We start from the raw sequence: 18,271 nt of genomic DNA on the forward strand, positions 1-18,271 counted from the left end.
TCAAGCCCGACGATGACGACGGGATGGGCGTTGGTGGACGAACGGGATAGCGTTGGTCAAAGGACCGGAGGGCAGTGCGTTCCATTCGATGGTCCGCGTGGCTGTGGCCGTGGGTGGTTTGCATACACCTCTCCACTTCGTCATCGTCGGGCTTGACCCGACGATCCATGCCTGAACGGTGAAGCCGCACCGGCGGTGCAGGGGATGCTCGCAAGGACAGCCGGTGGCCTGTTCAGGCGCCCCTCATCTCAACGCCAAACATCCCCTTGACCGCCTTCACGGCGAAGACGAACATCGCCTCAGTAGGGCAGGTGACGGAGCAGCGCAAAACTTCACATGCTCCAGACCCGGCAGCAGAATTTGATGGGGAGCGTAACAACAAGCCACTCAGCCGGAGGCAAGAATGTCCGAGAAGGGGAATATCCACGCAGGCATAAATCTTTCCCGCAGAAGGTTTCTCCAGGTCGCAGGCGCGACGCTGGCGGTGGCGAGCGGCGGCGGGGTCGCAAGCTTCACGATGTCCTCGGCGCGGGCGCAGGGCACCTTCAAGCTGAACATTCTTCACATCAACGACATGCACTCGCGCGTCGAGTCGATCAGCCGCTTCAACTCCACCTGTTCGGTCGAGGACAAGGACGCCGGCAAATGCTTCGGCGGCTTCGGCCGGCTGGCGACCAAGATCCGCGAGCGGCGCAAGGAGATCGCGGACGCCGGCGAACATGTCCTCACGCTCGATGCCGGTGACCAGTTCCAGGGCTCGTTGTTCTACACGACCTATCGCGGCAAGGCCGAAGGCGAGTTCATGAACCGCATCGGCTTCGACCTGATGGCCGTCGGCAACCATGAGTTCGACAACGGGCCGGACACGCTGGCCGACTTCATCGACCTCGTCGAATTCCCGGTCATCTCCGGCAACATCAAGGTGGCCGAGGGCGAGAAGCTCGTCGGCAAGATCAAGGAGTGGCACGTCTTCGAAATCGGCGGCGAGAAGATCGGCGTGCTGGGCGTCACCGCGCCGGAGACAGCCGTGATCTCCATGCCCGGGCCGAACGTGACCTTCATCGATGACATCGAATACCTCCAGGAAGCGGTAAAGCGCATCCGCGCCGAAGAGGGCGTCAACAAGGTGCTGCTGCTTTCCCATGTCGGCTTCCCGCGCGACCAGGAGATCGCGGCGAAAGTGGAAGGCATTTCCGCCATCATCGGCGGGCACAGCCACACGCTGCTGTCGAACACGGAAGAGGGCGCGCCGTCCTATGCGACGCTAGTCGAGAACCCCGCCGGCCGCGCGGTGCCGATCGTGCAGGCTGGTGCCTATTCGAAGCACCTCGGTGACCTGGCGCTCGTCTTCGACGAGGAAGGCTACGTTGCGGAGGCGACCGGCGACACGCGCATTCTTGACGCGTCGATCGAGCCTGATCCGGAGATCGAGGCGCGCGTCGCCGAGCTCGCCGGCCCGATCGAGAAGATGAAGGCGACACCCATCGGCGAGGTCGCGGCGCCGATCGACGGCAGCCGCGAAAAGTGCCGCGCGGGCGAGTGCGAGATGGGCGTTGCGGTGACCGATGCGATGCTGGCGCGCGTCGCCGATCAGGGCATCGCAATCGCCATCACCAATGGCGGCGGCCTGCGCGCTTCCATCGGCCAGGGCATCGCGACGGTGGGCGACGTGCTGTCGGTGCTGCCGTTCCAGAACACGCTCGCCACCATGAAGATCAAGGGCAAGGACATTGTCGCCTCGCTTGAGACCGGTGTGAACGATATCGAGAACGGTGCAGGCAAGTTCCCGCAGGTCGCGGGTCTGAAATACACCATCGACATGAACGTGCCGCCGGATGGCGGGCGCGTGAAGGACGTGCAGGTCAAGGAAGGCGACAACTGGGTGCCGATCGATCCGGAGAAGGTCTACGCCGTGGCTACCAACGACTTCATGCGCAAGGGCGGCGACGGCTATGCCCTGTTTGCCTCGAACGCGATCGACCCGTACGACTACGGCCCCGGCATGGAAGAGATGCTGGCAGAATACATCGCCAACAACGCGCCCTACCAGCCGAAGGTCGAAGGCCGCATCACGGTGATCGCGAAGAATTAGGAGCGCATCACTGCATCGAAGAAGCCGGGTCGCACACGGCCCGGCTTTTCCTTTGGCGATCACGCATCGCGCAGGCGCAGGCGCGCGTCGAAAAATTCCTCGGTGAGGCGGTTCACCAGCTCGGCGGTGCTGACGATCTCCTTGACCGCGCCGACACCCTGGCCGGCTCCCCAGATGTCCTTCCACGCCTTTGCGCTGGCATTGCCGAAGTCCATCTTCGACGGATCGGATTCCGGCAGATTGTCCGGGTCCATGCCGGCCGCTGCAATCGAGCCGCGTAAATAGTTGCCGTGAATGCCGGTGAAGAGGTTGGTGTAGATGATGTCGGCGGCCTTCGCCTCCGTCACCATCTGCTTGTAGGCCTCGGGCGCGCGCGCCTCGTGGGTAGCGATGAAGGGCGAGCCGACATAGGCGAGGTCCGCCCCCATCGCCTGCGCGGCGAGGATTGCGCTGCCGGTGGCGATGGCGCCGGAAAGCAGCAGCGGGCCGTCGAACCACTCGCGGATTTCCTGCACCAGTGCGAAAGGCGAAAGCGTGCCGGCATGGCCGCCTGCGCCGGCCGCAACCGCGATCAGTCCGTCGGCGCCCTTTTCTATCGCCTTGCGGGCATGGCGGTCGTGGATGACGTCGTGGAGGACGATGCCGCCGTAGGAGTGCACCGCGTCGTTCACCTCCGGAACGGCGCCGAGCGAGGTGATGACGATCGGCACCTTGTATTTCACGCAGAGCGCGAGGTCGTGCTCCAGGCGCTTGTTCGACTTGTGGACGATCTGGTTGACCGCGAAGGGGGCGGCGAGGAGGTCTGCGTTCGCAGCGTTATGGCTGGCGAGCTCTTCCGTCATCTGCGCCAGCCATTCGTCAAGCTGGGCCTCGGGCCGGGCGTTGAGCGCGGGAAACGAGCCGACAATGCCCGCCTTGCACTGGGCGAGCGCAAGCTGCGGATTCGAGATGATGAACATTGGGGAGGCCACGACGGGGATGCGAAGATTCGACTTCAGAACTTCCGGTAGTGCCATTCCCCATCCTCACCTTGACGTAAGCGTCATTCCCAAGCGCGGTTGTTGTAACAGACCCCCCGCGACCCGCAATACCGTGTACGGTCACGAAATGTTCCAGCTGGCATTCCCCCGCAACTTTCCGCGCCGTCATTGATTGCAACCCGGCAAGCGGCTAACCATGCACCAGACACACGATTTGCGGTGGAACAGCGTGGACCCGATCGAGAAAGCGATACGATCCGCCTTCGAGAAAGGCGACACCAGCCAGCGGGCTTACCGCGAGAAGGTTTACCGGTCGGCTTTTGCCGCGCTGGAGCGGGCGCTGCAGTCGAACCCGAACGTCACGCCAGCGATCACCCAGCGCCGCCGACAGGAACTGTCGGCGAAGATCACCCAGATCGAATCGGAATTCATTCCGGTGCCGTCGGTGGACGCGCCGTGCCGCCCGCCTCACGCACCCGCGCCTGAAGTGTCGGTTGGCCGACGTGAGCCGGAACTCGGCTTCGATCCGGTCGTCACGCCGCGTGACCGACCGGATGCTGCGCCAACCCCGGGACCGGAAGAGGCGGCCATCGCCGCGCCGGTGAAGGGCGACCGCCCGCCGCGCGTGCGCCGCAGCTGGGTCGCGCCGCTCGTGGCCCTCATCGTATTCGCGGCGCTGATCGGCGGCGTCTACATGTTCCTCAAGAGCGGCGCGGCGAAGCTGCCTGCTCCGGCGCAACAGCCGCCCGCAGCCGAGCAGCGCCAATCGCAACCGCAGGCCGCACAGTCCGATACGCCGCCGCCAGCGCTGGGCGAAGATAACGATCTTTCCGACTGGATATCGGTGTTCAGCCCGGCCGATCCTTCGACCGTCACGGCGCCGGGTGATACCCGCGCCGAGGTAGACGAGACGAACGGCGAGAGCTTCATGCGCATCGCTTCCGGTGCTTCGGGCTCGCCGATCCTGTTCGACGTGGGGCAGGGGATTCTCGATCAGCTCGCCGGCCGAAAGGTCGTGTTCGCCATTGTCGCCAAGTCCGCCGACGGCAACGAGACACAGATCTCGGTCGAGTGCAGCCTGGCCGACCTCGGCGACTGCGGCCGCAAGCGCTTCATCGTCCGCGACACGCGCGAGCATTTCCTGTTCGAGGTCGATCTGCCGGATACCAATCCGGGCTCCGGCGGCATCATCTCGATCAACCCCGACATCGAGGGCAAGGGCCGCGCGGTCGAGGTCTACGCGATCCGCGTGACGCCGGCGGGTCCGGCCGGCTGATCAGTCCAGCAGCGCCGTCAGCGTTTCGAGCCGGTCGGCCTCGGCCGGCGGCTTGTCCCAGCGCAACCGCGACACGCGCGGGAAGCGCATCGCCACACCCGACTTGTGGCGCGTCGAGCGCGCCAGCCCCTCGAACGCGACCTCGATGACGAGCCCGTGGTCGGGCTCGGCGCGCACCGACCGCACCGGCCCGAAGCGCTCGACGGTGTTGTCGCGGATGTACTTGTCGATCTGGCGCAGCTCCTCGTCGGTGAAGCCGAAATAGGCCTTGCCGACCGGTACCAGCTCGTCACCGTTCCAGACGCCGAAGGTGTAGTCGGAATAGTAGCCCGATCGCTTGCCGTGGCCGCGCTGGGCATACATCAGCACCGCATCGACCGTGTGCGGATCGCGCTTCCACTTGAACCACGGCCCTTTCGGGCGGCCAGCCATATAAGGCGTGTCAAGCCGCTTCAGCATCACACCTTCGATGATCGGATGCGGCGGCGACACGCGCAGCCGTTCAAGATGCTCCCAGTCCGTGAACGGCACGATGGGCGAAAGGTCGAAGCGCGAGGGATCGAGCTTGCCGATGAACTTTTCCAGACGCTCGCGCCGCTCGGAAAGTGGCAGGGCGCGGATGTCTTCCTTGCCGTCGATCAGGAGGTCGTAGCAGCGCACGAAGGCGGGATAGTCGCTGATCGTCTTGGCCGGCACGACCTTGCGGTTGAGCCGCTGCTGCAGGTCGGAAAAGGTGCCGACATGCTCGGGCGGGCGGCCGACCAGCAACTCGCCGTCGATGGCGCCCTCGAAATCCATCGCTTCGAGAAGGTCGGGGAAGGTGCCCGAGATGTCGTCGCCGGTGCGGGAATAAAGACGGCGCACATCCTCTTCGCACACCGCCTGGACGCGGATCCCGTCCCACTTCCACTCGGCCGCATAGTCGGCAGGGTTCAGCTTGGTAAGGTCCGCGTCCTGCACCGGCGTCGACAGCATCACCGGGCGGAACGGCGCGTAGGCGGCCTGCTGGGGCTTGGGACCGCGCCCTTCCAGCCAGGCAAACAGGTTCTCGTAGGGAGGCGTCAGGCCGTGCCAGAGCTCCTCGATCTCGTGCACCTCGATATTGCCGAAATCGGCCAGCGCCTGCTTGGCAAGCCGCGCCGAGACGCCGACACGCAGGCCCCCCGTCACCAGCTTGATCAGCGCAAAGCGCGATGGCGGCTCGAGCCGGTCGAGGAGCGAGGCAAGCACCTTCGGAGCATCGGAACGGCTGGCGGCATGGAGCGTCTCGACCGCGTAGGAGAGCGAAATGTCCCGGTCGTTGGCGCGTCCGCCGTCGGGCCAGACCAGAGAGACGGTCTCGGCGAGATCGCCGACATAGTCGTAGGAATAGGCAAAGAGCACCGGGTCCATCCGCTCCATGACCAGCGTGCGCAGCAGCGCCGGCTTCACGGCAGCGAAGGACAGCTCGCCCGTCAGCGCCGCAAGCGCCAGACCGCGTTCGGGATCGGGCAGCTCGCGGAAGTGATCCGTCATCAGCTTCAGCTTCGCATTGCGCGAAGAGGTCAGCAGCAGGCGGTCGAGGAGTTCGGCAAAGCGCTTCATGCGTCGCCCTCATCCTCGTAACCAACGAGATGCAGCGGCCGGGCCTTGATGCCCTCGAGCTCGCACCAGCGGACCAGCGCTTCCTCGCGCCCGTGGGTCACCCACACTTCGGAAGCGCCGGTTTCGCGGATGGTGGCGATCAGCTCGTCCCAGTCGGAATGGTCGGAGAGGATGATCGGCAATTCGACGCCGCGCTGCTTGGCGCGCTGGCGAATGCGCATCCAACCCGAGGCGAAGGCCGCGACCGGATCGGGAAAGCGCCGCGCCCAGCGGTCGGCGAAGGCCGAGGGCGGGCCGACCACCAGCGCGCCGGCGAAGTCGGTGCGGTCGGATTGGTCGAGAGTGGCCGGGGAGAGGGGGCCGAGGTCAATGCCGCGGGAGGCATAGTAGTCGCACAGGCGCGCAAGTGCGCCATGAATGTAGATGGTCTCGTTGTAGCCGGCCTGCCGCACCAGCTTGATGACGCGCTGCGCCTTGCCGAGCGCGTAGGCGCCGACGAGATGCGAGCGCTCCGGAAACTGCGACATGGATTTCAAGAGGCGCGCGATCTCGTCCTGCGGCTTCGGGTGACGGAAGACCGGCAGGCCGAAGGTCGCCTCGGTGATGAAGACGTCGCAGGGAACGAGTTCGAAAGACGCGCAGGTGGGATCGCTGGTGCGCTTGTAGTCGCCTGAGGCAACGATGCGCGTGCCGTTGTGCTCGACGGCGATCTGCGCGGAGCCGAGCACGTGCCCGGCTGGATGGAAGCTCACGCGCACGCCGTTGATGTTCACCTCTTCGCCGAGCTTGGCGACCTGCGTTGCGCCGGCGAAATTCTCGCCGCAGCGGATCGCCATGATGTCCAGCGTCTCGGCTGTCGCCATGACATGGCCGTGGCCGGGGCGGGCGTGATCGGAATGGCCGTGGGTGATCAGCGCGCGTTCCACCGGCCGCACCGGGTCGATGTAGAAATCGCCGGGAGGACAGTAGAGCCCTTCAGGGCGCGGATGGAGAAGCTGGTGCGGGTTCATCTGCTGCAAAGATAGGAAATCCGTCGGCTGCGGAAAGAGGACGCGCGGACGCTGCCGACATGACTTGGAAAGAGATCGTCCAGGCGCTACCTCTGGGCGGTGAAAAACGACGTCCTGCGCTCCGCAATACTTCCGGATCGGTTCCAGCGCTGGTTTGCCGAGCGCGGCTGGGCGCCGCGTCCGCACCAGCTCGAACTGCTCGGCCGCGCGCAGGCGGGATCGTCGGTCCTGCTGATCGCGCCGACCGGCGCCGGCAAGACGCTCGCCGGCTTCCTGCCGTCGCTGACTGACCTTGCGATGCGGCCGAAGCGCAAGCCGGGCGAGGCCTATCGCGGCATCCACACCCTCTACATATCCCCGCTCAAGGCGCTTGCGGTCGACATCGAGCGCAACCTTGGCAAGCCGGTCGCCGAAATGGGCCTCGACATCAGCATCGAGACGAGGACGGGCGACACGCCCACCCACAAGCGCCAGCGGCAGAAGCTGGCGCCGCCGGATATCCTGCTGACGACCCCGGAGCAGCTGGCGCTGCTCCTGTCGTCAAAGGAGGCCGAGCGGTTCTTTTCAGGCCTGCGCTATGTGGTGCTGGATGAGCTGCACTCGCTGGTTACTTCCAAGCGCGGCCATCTGCTGGCGCTGGGGCTGGCGCGGCTGCGGCGCTACGTGCCAGGCCTCCAGTCGGTCGGCCTTTCGGCGACGGTTGCCGATCCCGATGCGCTGCGGCGCTGGCTGGTCTCGCAGAACCCGCCGGGTGCGATGGCGGACATCATCACCGTCGAGGGCGGCGCAAAGCCGATCATCACCATCCTCGATTCCGAGGAGCGGGTGCCGTGGGCGGGGCATGGCGCGCAATACGCCATCCACGAGGTCTACGAGGCGATCAAGCAGCACCGCACGACGCTGATCTTCGTCAACACGCGCTCGCAGGCCGAGCGCCTGTTTGGCGATCTTTGGCGCATCAACGAGGACACGCTGCCGATCGCGCTGCATCACGGCTCGCTCGACGTTGCCCAGCGGCGCCGCGTCGAGAAGGCGATGGAGGAGAACGCGCTGCGCGCGGTGGTTGCCACCTCCACGCTCGACCTTGGCATCGACTGGGGCGACGTCGACCTTGTCATCCATGTTGGTGCGCCGAAGGGCGCGAGCCGCCTTGCCCAGCGTATCGGCCGCTCGAACCACCGCATGGACGAGCCAAGCCGCGCCATCCTCGTCCCCGCCAACCGCTTCGAGGTTCTCGAATGCCGGGCGGCGATCGAGGCCAACTACATCGGCGCGCAGGACACGCCACCGCTGCTCACCGGTTCGCTCGACGTGCTGGCGCAGCATGTGATGGGCATGGCGTGTGCGGAGCCGTTCGACGAGGCAGAGCTGCTGGCGGAAGTGCGCACGGCCGAGCCCTATTCGAGGCTCGATGCGGAGACGTTCCGCAAGGTGGTCGAGTTCGTGGCGACGGGCGGTTACGCGCTGCGCAGCTACGAGCGCTACGCCCGCATCCGCCAGACGAAAGAGGGCAAGTGGCGCGTCTCGCATCCGCGCTTTGCCCAGCAATACCGGCTCAATGTCGGCACCATCATCGAGGCGCCGATGCTGAACGTGCGCCTGACGCGGCAACGCGGCAAGGGCGGCAACGCCTTCGGCGGGCCGGTGCTCGGCAAGGTCGAGGAATACTTCCTCGAGACGCTGTCGCCGGGCGACACCTTCCTGTTTTCCGGCCGCATGCTGCGCTTCGAGGGCATTCGCGAGAACGAGTGTTACGTCACCAATGCGGCTGGCGAAGACGCACGCGTGCCGGCCTATGCCGGCGGCAAGTTTCCGCTATCGACCTATCTCGCCGCCGAGGTGCGGGGCATGCTGGCCGATCCCTCGCGCTGGCACGTGCTGCCCGACCAGGTCGCCGAATGGTTGGCGCTGCAGCGCGACAAGTCGATGCTGCCGCGTGCCCGTGATTTGCTCATCGAGACCTTTCCGCGGGGTAAGCGCTACTACATGGTTGCCTACCCGTTCGAGGGGCGGCTCGCGCACCAGACGCTCGGCATGCTCCTGACAAGACGGCTTGAGCGGGGCGGCGCCCGCCCTCTTGGCTTTGTCGCCACAGATTACTCGCTGGCGATCTGGGCGCATGCCGACATCGGCCGGCTGCACCGCTCCGGCAAGCTGCCATTTTCGGAGCTGTTCGACGAGGACATGCTGGGCGACGATCTCGACGCCTGGCTTGCCGAAAGCTGGATGCTCAAGCGCTCTTTCCGCAATTGCGCGGTGATCGCCGGCCTGATCGAGAAGCGCCATCCGGGGCAGGAAAAGACCGGCCGGCAGGTAACCGTCTCGGCCGACCTCATCTACGACGTGCTGCGCACCCACGAGCCAGACCACATCCTGCTGCGCGCGACGCGGATGGATGCAGGGGCGGGGTTGCTGGATGTCAGTAGGCTTGCGGACATGCTCTCGCGGATCAAGGGCAGAATCGTGCATAAGGCGCTTGATCGCATCTCGCCTCTCGCCGTCCCCGTCATGCTGGAGATCGGCAGGGAAAGCGTGCGGGGCGAGGCGGATGACCTTCTGCTGTCGGAAGCGGAAGACGAACTCATCCGCGAGGCAATGGGCGAAGGATGAACGCAGAGCCGCAGAAGTCGCAGTTTGCAGGGCAGATCGTCATTGCGGGCGAGCTCGCCATGTGCGACGCGCGCGGCGCGCTCTACTTCCCGGACCTCGGTCTCCTGACAGTTTCGGACCTGCACCTTGAAAAGGGCTCGTCCTATGCGCGCCGCGGACAGCTGCTGCCGCCCTATGACACGGCCGCAACGCTGCAGAAGCTCGCCAGCGTGATGGCGGACTACAATCCGCGCATGGTCATCAGCCTTGGCGACAGCTTTCATGATGGGGGCGGGGCGAACCGCATGCCGCAGCCGTTCCGAGATAGCCTCGTCGAGCTGATGCTTGGCCGCGAGTGGCTATGGGTTGCCGGCAACCACGATCCCGACGCGCCGGGCGACCTGCCGGGCTCTACGGTGACGGAGCTTGCCRTCGGCGGGTTGCGCTTCCGCCACGAGCCGCTGAGCGGAGCTTCTACAGGCGAGATCGCCGGACATCTGCATCCGGGCGCGGTTGTGGTTCACAAGGGCAGGGCGGTGCGCCGCCGCTGCTTCGCGACCGATGGCGAGCGGCTGATCATGCCCGCCTTCGGCGCCTATACCGGCATGCTCAACGTGCTCGACAAGGCCTATCGCGGGCTGTTCCGCTGGGAAGCCTTTGTGGCGCATGTGCTCGGCGACAGCCGCGTCTTCGCCATTTCCCGCCGCCTGCTGCGCGGCAGCTAAGCGATCAATCCCTGCGGAAGATGATCCGGCCGAGCCAGCCGGTGACGAAGGCAAGCAGCACTGCTGCAATGCCATAGAGGAAGCCGTGGTTCTGCGCGGCGCGGTAGACGCGCTGCTCGAAGCCCGCCTTGAGGATCGCCAGCTGCGCCGAGTTCTCCTTGATGAAGACGCCGTTCTTGAACAGGAAGGCGCGGGCGCGGTGCGTACCGACCGGCACGTTGGGCGCAAGGTGGAGAGTTGCTCGGAACAGGTTCTGCGACAGGAACTGGACGCCGCCGATGCGCTCGCTGAACAGGCCGCTTGCCTTCTTGCGCTCGCGCAGCGCATTGGAGAATTCCTCCAGCGTTACCGGGTCGCCGTTGCGGTCGTAGGGCGTGATGTTGACGTTCTCGGCGCCCAGCGCCAGCTGCTTGTAGTTGGCCGTGTTGGTGATGTCCTGGCGCGCACGCGTCGTCGCGACCGAGTAGCTCATCGGCACGTTCACGAAGGTCTCGGACTGGGTGTTGATCCACATGCCCAGCACGCGCGTCTTCTTGCGCACCACGACGGGCCGGGCCGGGCCTTCCAGCACGACGATGACGTCGTAGCGGCCCTGCCGCGCGACCATCGGGTCGGCATTGTCGAGCGCGCCGAAGATGGTGAGGTCGGCACCTGAGAAGTCGGAGGTGATCGTCACGCGGTCGGTCGACAGGCCGATCTGGATCGACTCAGGAACAATTTCGGGCGCCTGCGCGCGCGCTTCGACGGCGCAAAGGGTCAGGATGAATAGCAGGAACGGGAGCTTGCATGCCTTGATCTGCCGCATGTCACAGCCCCGTCAGCGAATAGACGGATGCCGGGCGCACGAACAGATCGAACGCCAGGCGCAGCGCAACCGCGAGAACCAGCAGCGCGAGCAGCGCGCGCAACTGCTCGCCGCGCAGCTTCTGGCCGGCCCGTGCGCCATACTGTGCACCGGCGACGCCGCCGACCATCAAAAGAAACGCCAGCACGATGTCGACCGTCTGGTTGGCGGTCGAGTGGACGATGGTGGTGTAGGCGGCGGTGAAGATGATCTGGAACAGCGACGTGCCGACGACGACGTTGGTCGGCACCTTCAATAGGTAGATCAGCGCCGGGATCATGATGAAGCCGCCGCCGACGCCCATGATCGAGGCGAGGAAGCCAATCACCGCGCCGATGCCGAGCACCGGAATGACGCTGACGAACATCTTCGACTGGCGGAACCGCATCTTGAACGGCAGGCGGTGGATCCAGTTGTGCTGGCCGGGCTGGCGCAGGGCAGGCGTCGCGCCGGTTCTCGCCCGCTGCAGCGCGCGCACGCTTTCGACCAGCATCAGGCCGCCGACGGTTCCGAGCAGGGCGACGTAGACCAGCGACACGAACAGGTCGAGCTGGCCGACGCTGCGCAAGAGCGCGAAGACCCACGCGCCGAGTGTCGATCCGGCGATACCGCCGACGAGCAGCACCGTGCCGAGCTTGAAGTCGATCGTGCCCTTCTTCAGGTGCACCAGCGCGCCGGAGACCGAGGACGCGACCACCTGGTTGGCGCCCGTTGCCACGGCGATGGCCGGCGGGATGTTGTAGAAGATCAGGAGTGGCGTGATCAGGAAGCCGCCGCCGACGCCGAACATGCCGGACAGAAAGCCCACCGCGGCCCCCATGGCCAGAATGACGACCATGTTGACGGACATTTCGGCGATGGGAAGATAGATGCCCACCCGTCCAACTCGACTGCTCGTGGCCTGATCCCGGGAGCTTTCCTGATCAGGAATAACGTCAGGAAAGCATGTTGTTCTTGCGCTCGTATTAACGCGAAGTCAAACCGCCGGAGCGGCTTCCGGCGCAAATTTGACCCTCTTTCCGGCTCAGGTGCGGTCCGGAGTGGGTTCCGCAGGCTCTTTTTCGCGGAAAGTGCGGTCGAGATCGGTCACGATGCCCATGAAGCGGCGGAAGAAGCGTTCCATGTAGCCGAGCGTCTGTTCGAACTCTTCCTCGCTCGGAAGGTCGGATTTCACGCCGCTCTTTTCGAGCCCGGCAAGCCGCTTCTCGAGAGCCTCGACGCGCTGTTCAAGCTTGCCGATGTCCGCCTCGTAGGCGTCCCGGTCCTCGGTCGCCATGCGGCAGACAAGCTGCTGGCCCTGCTCCGTACAGGTCGACATCCGCCCGGTCTGTGTGTCGAGGCGGACATAGCCGTTTTCCGTCCTCTCGAGCTTGTAGCGGTCCTCCTGCGCCGCGAGCGGCGTGGCGGCCAGCGCTCCAAGAGCGGTAAGGGCAATCAGGCGGGCGTGCTGCATGAGATCCTCCTTGGACAGCCGATCCACATTCCTGCGTAAGTTTGTGCCGTAATTGCGTCACGGGCGTGGATGATGAGGGTTCCGGCGCTTTCCTTCGCCAGCCAATCCGCCTATAGGCCCTGCCATGTCCAAGCTCATCTACAAGATCGCTCCCGACTCCCTGTGGCGTGACGCCGAGGCAGCCGGGGTCTTTTCTGGCGCGCCGATCGATCTTGCCGATGGCTTCATCCATTTTTCGACTGCCGAGCAGGTGCGCGAGACCGCAGCAAAGCACTTTGCCGGCCAGGACAACCTGCTGCTGATCGCGGTTGACGCCGAAAAACTTGACGACGCACTGAAGTGGGAGGTCTCGCGCGGCGGCGCGCTGTTCCCGCATCTCTACGCGCCGCTCGATCCCGCATCCGCCGTCTGGGTTCGGCCGCTGCCGCTGGGCGAAGACGGCAAGCACGAATTTCCGGAGCTGCCCGCATGATGTTCGAGCGAATTGGCCGCAGGGCGCTCTTCACGCTTGATCCCGAGACCGCGCATCACGCGTCGATCATCGCGCTCAAGAGCGGCCTGCCACTCGCCTGCACGCCGGACAGGGACCTCGCGCTGGCGCAGACGGTGGCGGGCATCGACTTTCCGAACCCGCTCGGCATGGCTGCCGGCTACGACAAGAATGCCGAGGTGCCGGACGCGCTGCTTGGCCTCGGCTTCGGCTTTGCCGAGGTCGGCACGCTGACGCCGCGCCCGCAGGCGGGCAATCCCAAGCCGCGCATCTTCCGCCTGGAAGAAGACGAAGCCGTCATCAACCGGCTCGGCTTCAACAATGCCGGCCACATTGCCGGGCTGTCGCGCCTTCAGGCTCGCCTGGGGAAGGGCGGCATCGTCGGCGTCAACATCGGTGCCAACAAGGACAGCGACGACCGCATCGCGGACTATCGCATCGGCGTCCAGCGCTTCGCCGCGGTGGCGACGTATCTGACGATCAACATCTCCTCGCCCAACACACCGGGCCTTCGGGACCTGCAGGCGCGCGCGAGCCTTGCCGAGCTTCTGAGCGAGGTTGCCGCCGCACGCGATGAGCAGACGCTCGTCATTGGCAGGCACGTTCCGATCTTCCTCAAGATCGCTCCGGATCTGGTCGAGGAGGAACTCGACGACATTGCAGCCGAGGTGCTCGACAAGCGCATCGACGGCGTGATCGTTTCGAACACGACGCTGTCGCGCGACGGGCTCACCAACCGCAAGGCAAGTGAGTCCGGCGGCATGTCGGGCAAGCCGCTGTTCGTGCGCTCGACGGTGCAGCTGGCGCGCATGCGCCGCCGCCTCGGACCGGACGTTGCCATCATCGGCTGCGGAGGCGTCGACTCGGCGGAAGCCGCGGCGGAAAAGATCCGCGCCGGCGCCGACCTCGTCCAGCTCTACACCGGCATGATCTATGGCGGGCCGTCGCTGCCCGGCCGGATCGTCCGCGAGCTTGGCCGCATCGTCCGCCGCGAGGGCTATACGTCGGTGACGCAAATGCGCGACCGCTCGCTCGAAATGTGGGAAGCAGCCTCGTTCTGAGCCGTCAGGCGAAGGTCGTCCGCGCCCGCGCAGGCAGCCGTGACAGCAGGCTGAAACCGCGCGTCAGCAGGAAGATGTGCAGCGCGCTCCACAGTCCAACATTGCCGAATGCCGGGATCAGCAGCCACAACGCCGCGATGAAGACAGCGAACGAGGCGACCATCATGTTGCGCAGGTCGCTCGACCAGGTCGCGCCCATGAAGACGCCGTCCATCTGGAAGGCGAGCACGCCCGTGACCGAGGTGAACGCGGCCCACGGCAGGTAGGCAAGGGCGAGTTCCCGCACCTCCGGCGAGGTGGTCATCAGGTCGATCAGCAGATCGCCGCGCCACAGGAAGAACAGCGTCACGCCGCCAGCGACCGAAAAGCCCCACACTGCAGTGAGACGCACGGCACGGTCGAAGGCGTGACGGTAGCGCGCGCCGATCGCGCGGCCGGCCAGCTGCTCGGCGGCAGCCGCGAAGCCGTCAAGAAAATAGCCGGACAACAGGAAGAAGTTCATCAGCACCGCATTTGCCGCCAGCGTCAGCGTGCCGAGTTGTGCGCCCTGCCGCGCGAGGATCGCGAAGGCGCCGAGCAGGACGAACGAGCGGATCATGATGTCGCGGTTGAGCGCGAACATCACCTTCAGCGAGGCGACATTGCGCAGCGCGCCTTGCGCCAGCGGCGGCAGTCGCCGGAAGCGCAGGATGAGGATGCAGAGGCCGATGATGGCGGCGGAAGCTTCCGCGCAGACGGTCGCCCAGGCAACGCCCGCAATGCCCCAGCCCATCCACAGGCCGAGCGACACTGAGAGCACCATGTTGAGCACGTTGATGATGAGCTGCAGCACCAGGCCGAGGCTCGCCTGTCCGCGCCCGAGGAGGTAACCGAGGATGACGTAGTTCGACAGCGACAGCGGCGCGGCGAGCAGGCGGATGGTGACATAGGTGCTCATCGCGTCGCTGACCGCAGGCTCCGCATCCATGAACAGCCGCCCCGCCCAGGCAATCAGTTGGGAGGCAACGGCGAGCAGGATGCCGGCGCACACGGCGACAATCAGCGCGCGCCAGAACACGGCCTGCTCTTCCTGCGGATCGCCGCGGCCATAGGCCTGCGCGACGAGCCCGGTCGTGCCGGTGCGCAGGAAGTTGAAGGTCGAGAAGACGAGGTCGAACAGCACCGCCCCGGCAGCCAGCCCGCCCAGCATCGCCGGATCGCCAAGCCGGCCGATCACCGCCGTGTTGACGATGCCGATCATCGGCGTCGTCATGTAGGCGACCATCATTGGCAGGGCGATCGCCAGCACCAGTCGGTTGGTGACCTCGAAACGCCGAGGCTCGCTCGATCCTCCCTCCTGCACGGGGCTATTTTCGCCAGCTGACGAGGCGCAGGATCAGGAACGCCGGCACCACGATCGCCGCGCCGAGCAGGAAATAGCTCAGGAAGCGGTAGATCGCCTCAAAGCCCATGTTCCAGAGGCCGGCGAAGAAGTCGGCGATGCCTCGCAGCACATCCTGAGGCGACCAGCCGAAGGTCGCCATCACCACGCCGACGAGGAAGGACACCACGATCAGCTTGAGCGCGACGCGAAAGGGCGTGTCGCCGAGAAAGCGGGTGAGTGCGCTCATGCCTGTCTCCTGACAATTGTTACACCGAGATACGCTGCCCGCCCGCCTGCTTCAAGACCAGTCCGGCGGGCAACCAATGATCTACTTCCGCGTTGAACCGGCACCACGGGGACACGTGGCAACAAACGAGGGCGTCATCCCGAAAGCTATGCAGCGGCCTGTTCGCTGGCGCTTTCCATGGACAGCCGCCCGCGCATTTGAGGGTCATTGATGAAGCAGAACCACCTCTATCTCGTCGTCGGCGCGCTTGCCGTCGCGGTCGTCGCTCTCGGCATCTACGTGTTTCGCGAGGAGTCGAAGCCGGACGGCATCGAGCTGCGGGTCGGCGAGTCCGGAATTTCCGTCGAACGCAACTGACGGACGATCGGGACGTTTGGGCGGGGTGTTATCCAGCGACACAGAAGGAGCCATTCATGGCCGAGAACGAAAACATTGCCACCAACCGCAACCTGAACCAGAACGCGGAGAATGACCGCAAGGACATGGAAAAGCAGATCTCGGACCTGAAGGCCGAGGTTGCGAGCCTTACCCAGCAGCTGTCGGAACGGGGCAAGCAGGCCTATGAGGACCTGCGCGAAGACGCAGAAGGTCTCTATGACGAGGCGTCGCGCCGGGCGCGCCGTGCCGGCCGCCAGCTTCGCTCGCAGGCGAATGCGGTGTCGGAAACCATCCGCGACAATCCGGGAACGGCAGCAACGCTGCTCTCCTCGGCGGGCCTTATCGGCCYCCTGATCGGCTYCCTCATCGGCCAGTCGGTCGGCAGCAGCCAGCCSCCGCGTCGCTGGTACTGATTTTCTGCACTTCCTCGCAAAGCCCCGCCCGATGGCAGGGCTTTTTTGCATGCCGGAACATCCGGCCTCTCCCGCTGGTTGCGGGGGAAAACCGGAGCCCATGTATGTCGAAAAGACCCAACACGCCAGAGCAGCCATCCAGGAAACGCGAGCAAAAGGCACTGATCGTTGCGCTGGCAATCGTCATTGCCATCATCGCCGCCTACTTTGTTTTCGATCTGGGCTTCCGGACCGCCCCGGAGACGGACAACAATGGTTCGATGCGCGCAGTTGAACCGGAGCAGATGCAGCCGGAAGGCTAGCCGTGTACTTGAGCTGTCGAACAGAAGTATCGCTGGAGCGGGTGAAGGGAATCGAACCCTCGTCGTAAGCTTGGGAAGCTTCTGCTCTACCATTGAGCTACACCCGCGCGAGCCGCATTTCTGGTTCATCGGCCCCCTGCTTGTCAAGCTGATTGCGACGCGGCGGTCAACGCCCGCATTAAGCTTCATGTTACCCTGATCGCGATAAACCTCGCCGGGCTTTCCGGCTCGGGGAATCATCGTGAAGGCACTTGAATCGCTGATTCAGTCGCGCCGTTTCGAATACGCGATAACGGCGCTCATCATCATCAATGCAATTACGCTGGGGCTCGAAACCTCGGCGGCGGTCATGGCGAGCTACGGTCACCTGCTCAAGGTGATCGACCATGCGGTCCTGACCGTGTTCGTCTTCGAGCTGTTGCTGCGGTTCATGGTCTACCGCACCAGCTTCTTCCGCGACCCGTGGCGCGTGTTCGATTTCTTCGTCGTCGCGGTGGCGCTGCTGCCGGCGACCGGCAACCTCTCGGTATTACGGGCGCTGCGCATCCTGCGCGTGTTGCGCCTGGTCAGCATCATCCCGTCGCTGCGCCGCGTCGTCAGCGGGCTCGTCTCGGCGCTGCCGGGCATGGGCTCGATCGTGCTCTTGCTGGGCCTTGTCTTCTATGTGTTCTCGGTGATGGCGACGCAGATGTACGGCCATACCGATCCGGAAAAGTTCGGCACGCTGGCGGCGTCGGCCTACACGCTGTTCGAGGTGATGACGATGGATTCGTGGTCGACCGGCACCGTGCGGCCGATAATGGAAGCGCATCCGTGGGCGTGGACGTTCTTCCTGCCCTTCATCGTCGCGACGAGTTTTGCCGTCCTCAACCTGTTCATCGGTATCATCGTCAACGCGATGCAGGTCGAAGCCGAGGCGATGATGCAGCAGGAGAGGTCGGACGACCAGGCAGAGCTGCTGAAGGAGATCAGGGCCCTGCGCGCAGAGGTCAGGGCGCTGCGCCGCGAAGACGCCGGCGCCTGAGCGTCAGGCGCGGAAATGCTTTGACAGCTTCAGGCCCTGCGCCTGGTAGTTGGACTTGAGATCAGCGCCATAGAGCTTGGCTGGCCGCGACAGCATGTGCTCGTAGACAAGGCGGCCGACGATCTGGCCGTGTTCGAGGATGAACGGGACTTCGTGGCTGCGCACTTCGAGCACCGCGCGGCTACCGGTGCCCCCTGCCGCCGAGTGGCCGAAGCCGGGATCGAAGAAGCCGGCATAGTGGACACGAAACTCGCCGACGAGCGGATCGTACGGCGTCATCTCGGCCGCATAGTCCGGCGGGACGTGCACCGCCTCGCGGGAGACGAGGATGTAGAACTCGTCCGGATCGAGGATCAGTTCGTGGCGGCCGCGCACGTAGAGCGGCTCCCAGAAATCATGCACGTCCTGGGCCGCGCGCTTGTCGACGTCGATGACGGCGG

General features: G+C 65.2%; 18 protein-coding genes, 1 tRNA gene and 1 pseudogene. 10 read left to right on the forward strand and 10 right to left on the reverse strand.

The annotated features are described in order from the left end of the window. The first annotated feature begins 403 nt into the window (after positions 1–403). Positions 404–2,092 carry a bifunctional UDP-sugar hydrolase/5'-nucleotidase gene (locus tag L610_RS12750; RefSeq protein WP_144705505.1) on the forward strand — a complete coding sequence of 563 codons (1,689 nt, stop codon included), beginning with the start codon at positions 404–406 and terminating at the stop codon, positions 2,090–2,092. A 59-nt stretch (positions 2,093–2,151) separates the two neighbouring features. Here the strand turns inward: L610_RS12750 and L610_RS12755 are convergent, their stop codons facing one another. Continuing rightward, the gene (locus L610_RS12755; RefSeq protein ID WP_024849439.1) at positions 2,152–3,108 is read right to left on the reverse strand and encodes a nitronate monooxygenase family protein; all 957 of its coding nucleotides are present in this window, start codon (positions 3,106–3,108) and stop codon (positions 2,152–2,154) included. 193 nt (positions 3,109–3,301) lie between these two features. Between L610_RS12755 and L610_RS12760 the strand changes: the two genes are divergently transcribed. Further along, on the forward strand, positions 3,302–4,348 hold the full coding sequence (locus L610_RS12760; protein ID WP_144705507.1) for a hypothetical protein: 1,047 nt from the start codon (positions 3,302–3,304) through the stop codon (positions 4,346–4,348). Here L610_RS12760 and L610_RS12765 read toward each other — a convergent pair whose 3' ends face one another. Both L610_RS12765 and L610_RS12770 read right to left on the reverse strand, forming a co-directional pair. Beyond that, the gene (locus L610_RS12765; RefSeq protein ID WP_144705509.1) at positions 4,349–5,932 is read right to left on the reverse strand and encodes a cisplatin damage response ATP-dependent DNA ligase; all 1,584 of its coding nucleotides are present in this window, start codon (positions 5,930–5,932) and stop codon (positions 4,349–4,351) included. It lies immediately after the preceding gene. After that, positions 5,929–6,942 carry a ligase-associated DNA damage response exonuclease gene (locus L610_RS12770; protein ID WP_144705515.1) on the reverse strand — a complete coding sequence of 338 codons (1,014 nt, stop codon included), beginning with the start codon at positions 6,940–6,942 and terminating at the stop codon, positions 5,929–5,931. Before L610_RS12770 ends, L610_RS12765 begins: the two co-directional genes overlap by 4 nt. 99 nt (positions 6,943–7,041) lie before the next feature. On the opposite strand from L610_RS12770, the gene L610_RS12775 reads away from it, so the two are divergent. Together L610_RS12775 and pdeM are read left to right on the forward strand one after the other, a co-directional pair. Then, entirely contained in the window at positions 7,042–9,552 is a 2,511-nt protein-coding gene (locus L610_RS12775) for a ligase-associated DNA damage response DEXH box helicase (protein WP_144705511.1), read from the forward strand. After that, a complete protein-coding gene (gene pdeM / locus L610_RS12780; RefSeq protein WP_144705513.1) occupies positions 9,549–10,256 on the forward strand; it encodes a ligase-associated DNA damage response endonuclease PdeM in 708 nt (235 codons plus the stop codon). The genes L610_RS12775 and pdeM overlap by 4 nt, the downstream gene beginning before the upstream one ends. Before the next feature lie 4 nt (positions 10,257–10,260). Here pdeM and L610_RS12785 read toward each other — a convergent pair whose 3' ends face one another. From L610_RS12785 to L610_RS12795, 3 genes are all read right to left on the reverse strand, one after another. Further along, complete coding sequence (locus L610_RS12785; RefSeq protein WP_024849433.1) at positions 10,261–11,061, reverse strand: TIGR02186 family protein; 801 nt, start codon at positions 11,059–11,061, stop codon at positions 10,261–10,263. A gap of 1 nt (position 11,062) precedes the next feature. Continuing rightward, on the reverse strand, positions 11,063–11,977 hold the full coding sequence (locus L610_RS12790) for a sulfite exporter TauE/SafE family protein (protein WP_024849432.1): 915 nt from the start codon (positions 11,975–11,977) through the stop codon (positions 11,063–11,065). A 147-nt stretch (positions 11,978–12,124) separates the two neighbouring features. Beyond that, positions 12,125–12,553, reverse strand: a complete 429-nt coding sequence (locus L610_RS12795) for a hypothetical protein (protein WP_034330691.1) — start codon at positions 12,551–12,553, stop codon at positions 12,125–12,127. A 124-nt stretch (positions 12,554–12,677) separates the two neighbouring features. Here L610_RS12795 and L610_RS12800 point away from each other — a divergent pair, with 124 nt between their 5' ends. After that, positions 12,678–13,025 (forward strand): DUF952 domain-containing protein, encoded by a 348-nt coding sequence (locus tag L610_RS12800; protein WP_024849430.1) that lies wholly within the window; start codon positions 12,678–12,680, stop codon positions 13,023–13,025. Further along, positions 13,022–14,104: a quinone-dependent dihydroorotate dehydrogenase gene (locus L610_RS12805; protein WP_024849429.1), complete on the forward strand. Its 1,083-nt coding sequence runs from the start codon at positions 13,022–13,024 to the stop codon at positions 14,102–14,104. Before L610_RS12800 ends, L610_RS12805 begins: the two co-directional genes overlap by 4 nt. Before the next feature lie 4 nt (positions 14,105–14,108). Here L610_RS12805 and L610_RS12810 read toward each other — a convergent pair whose 3' ends face one another. Together L610_RS12810 and L610_RS12815 are read right to left on the reverse strand one after the other, a co-directional pair. Then, positions 14,109–15,371: an MATE family efflux transporter gene (locus L610_RS12810; RefSeq protein ID WP_144705516.1), complete on the reverse strand. Its 1,263-nt coding sequence runs from the start codon at positions 15,369–15,371 to the stop codon at positions 14,109–14,111. 79 nt (positions 15,372–15,450) lie between these two features. Beyond that, a complete protein-coding gene (locus L610_RS12815) occupies positions 15,451–15,714 on the reverse strand; it encodes a DUF6460 domain-containing protein (RefSeq protein WP_024849427.1) in 264 nt (87 codons plus the stop codon). A 210-nt stretch (positions 15,715–15,924) separates the two neighbouring features. Here L610_RS12815 and L610_RS20230 point away from each other — a divergent pair, with 210 nt between their 5' ends. From L610_RS20230 to L610_RS12825, 3 genes are all read left to right on the forward strand, one after another. After that, complete coding sequence (locus L610_RS20230; protein WP_024849426.1) at positions 15,925–16,071, forward strand: hypothetical protein; 147 nt, start codon at positions 15,925–15,927, stop codon at positions 16,069–16,071. Between the two features lie 56 nt (positions 16,072–16,127). Further along, positions 16,128–16,505 carry a hypothetical protein gene (locus L610_RS12820; protein ID WP_144705514.1) on the forward strand — a complete coding sequence of 126 codons (378 nt, stop codon included), beginning with the start codon at positions 16,128–16,130 and terminating at the stop codon, positions 16,503–16,505. A 104-nt stretch (positions 16,506–16,609) separates the two neighbouring features. Then, entirely contained in the window at positions 16,610–16,807 is a 198-nt protein-coding gene (locus tag L610_RS12825) for a hypothetical protein (RefSeq protein ID WP_024849424.1), read from the forward strand. 33 nt (positions 16,808–16,840) lie between these two features. Here the strand turns inward: L610_RS12825 and L610_RS12830 are convergent. Further along, positions 16,841–16,914 (reverse strand) — tRNA-Gly (locus L610_RS12830). Between the two features lie 134 nt (positions 16,915–17,048). On the opposite strand from L610_RS12830, the gene L610_RS12835 reads away from it, so the two are divergent. Beyond that, positions 17,049–17,831, forward strand: a complete 783-nt coding sequence (locus tag L610_RS12835) for an ion transporter (RefSeq protein ID WP_024849090.1) — start codon at positions 17,049–17,051, stop codon at positions 17,829–17,831. 3 nt (positions 17,832–17,834) lie between these two features. On the opposite strand, the pseudogene L610_RS12840 reads toward L610_RS12835, so the two are convergent. Further along, positions 17,835–18,271 (reverse strand): annotated as a pseudogene (locus L610_RS12840) (2'-deoxycytidine 5'-triphosphate deaminase); the annotation flags it as partial.

Origin of the sequence: Aminobacter sp. J44, assembly GCF_007829415.1 — a bacterium.
Taxonomy (GTDB): domain Bacteria; phylum Pseudomonadota; class Alphaproteobacteria; order Rhizobiales; family Rhizobiaceae; genus Aerobium.

Bases quoted from the DNA above. Each gene is read 5' to 3' on its own strand.
- L610_RS12750 (WP_144705505.1), top strand. From the start codon at position 404: ATGTCCGAGAAGGGGAATATCCACGCAGGCATAAATCTTTCCCGCAGA.
- L610_RS12755 (WP_024849439.1), bottom strand. From the start codon at position 3,108: ATGGCACTACCGGAAGTTCTGAAGTCGAATCTTCGCATCCCCGTCGTG.
- L610_RS12765 (WP_144705509.1), bottom strand. From the start codon at position 5,932: ATGAAGCGCTTTGCCGAACTCCTCGACCGCCTGCTGCTGACCTCTTCG.
- L610_RS12770 (WP_144705515.1), bottom strand. From the start codon at position 6,942: ATGAACCCGCACCAGCTTCTCCATCCGCGCCCTGAAGGGCTCTACTGT.
- L610_RS12785 (WP_024849433.1), bottom strand. From the start codon at position 11,061: ATGCGGCAGATCAAGGCATGCAAGCTCCCGTTCCTGCTATTCATCCTG.
- L610_RS12795 (WP_034330691.1), bottom strand. From the start codon at position 12,553: ATGCAGCACGCCCGCCTGATTGCCCTTACCGCTCTTGGAGCGCTGGCC.
- L610_RS12800 (WP_024849430.1), top strand. From the start codon at position 12,678: ATGTCCAAGCTCATCTACAAGATCGCTCCCGACTCCCTGTGGCGTGAC.
- L610_RS12805 (WP_024849429.1), top strand. From the start codon at position 13,022: ATGATGTTCGAGCGAATTGGCCGCAGGGCGCTCTTCACGCTTGATCCC.
- L610_RS12810 (WP_144705516.1), bottom strand. From the start codon at position 15,371: ATGATGGTCGCCTACATGACGACGCCGATGATCGGCATCGTCAACACG.
- L610_RS12815 (WP_024849427.1), bottom strand. From the start codon at position 15,714: ATGAGCGCACTCACCCGCTTTCTCGGCGACACGCCCTTTCGCGTCGCG.
- L610_RS20230 (WP_024849426.1), top strand. From the start codon at position 15,925: ATGAAGCAGAACCACCTCTATCTCGTCGTCGGCGCGCTTGCCGTCGCG.
- L610_RS12825 (WP_024849424.1), top strand. From the start codon at position 16,610: ATGTCGAAAAGACCCAACACGCCAGAGCAGCCATCCAGGAAACGCGAG.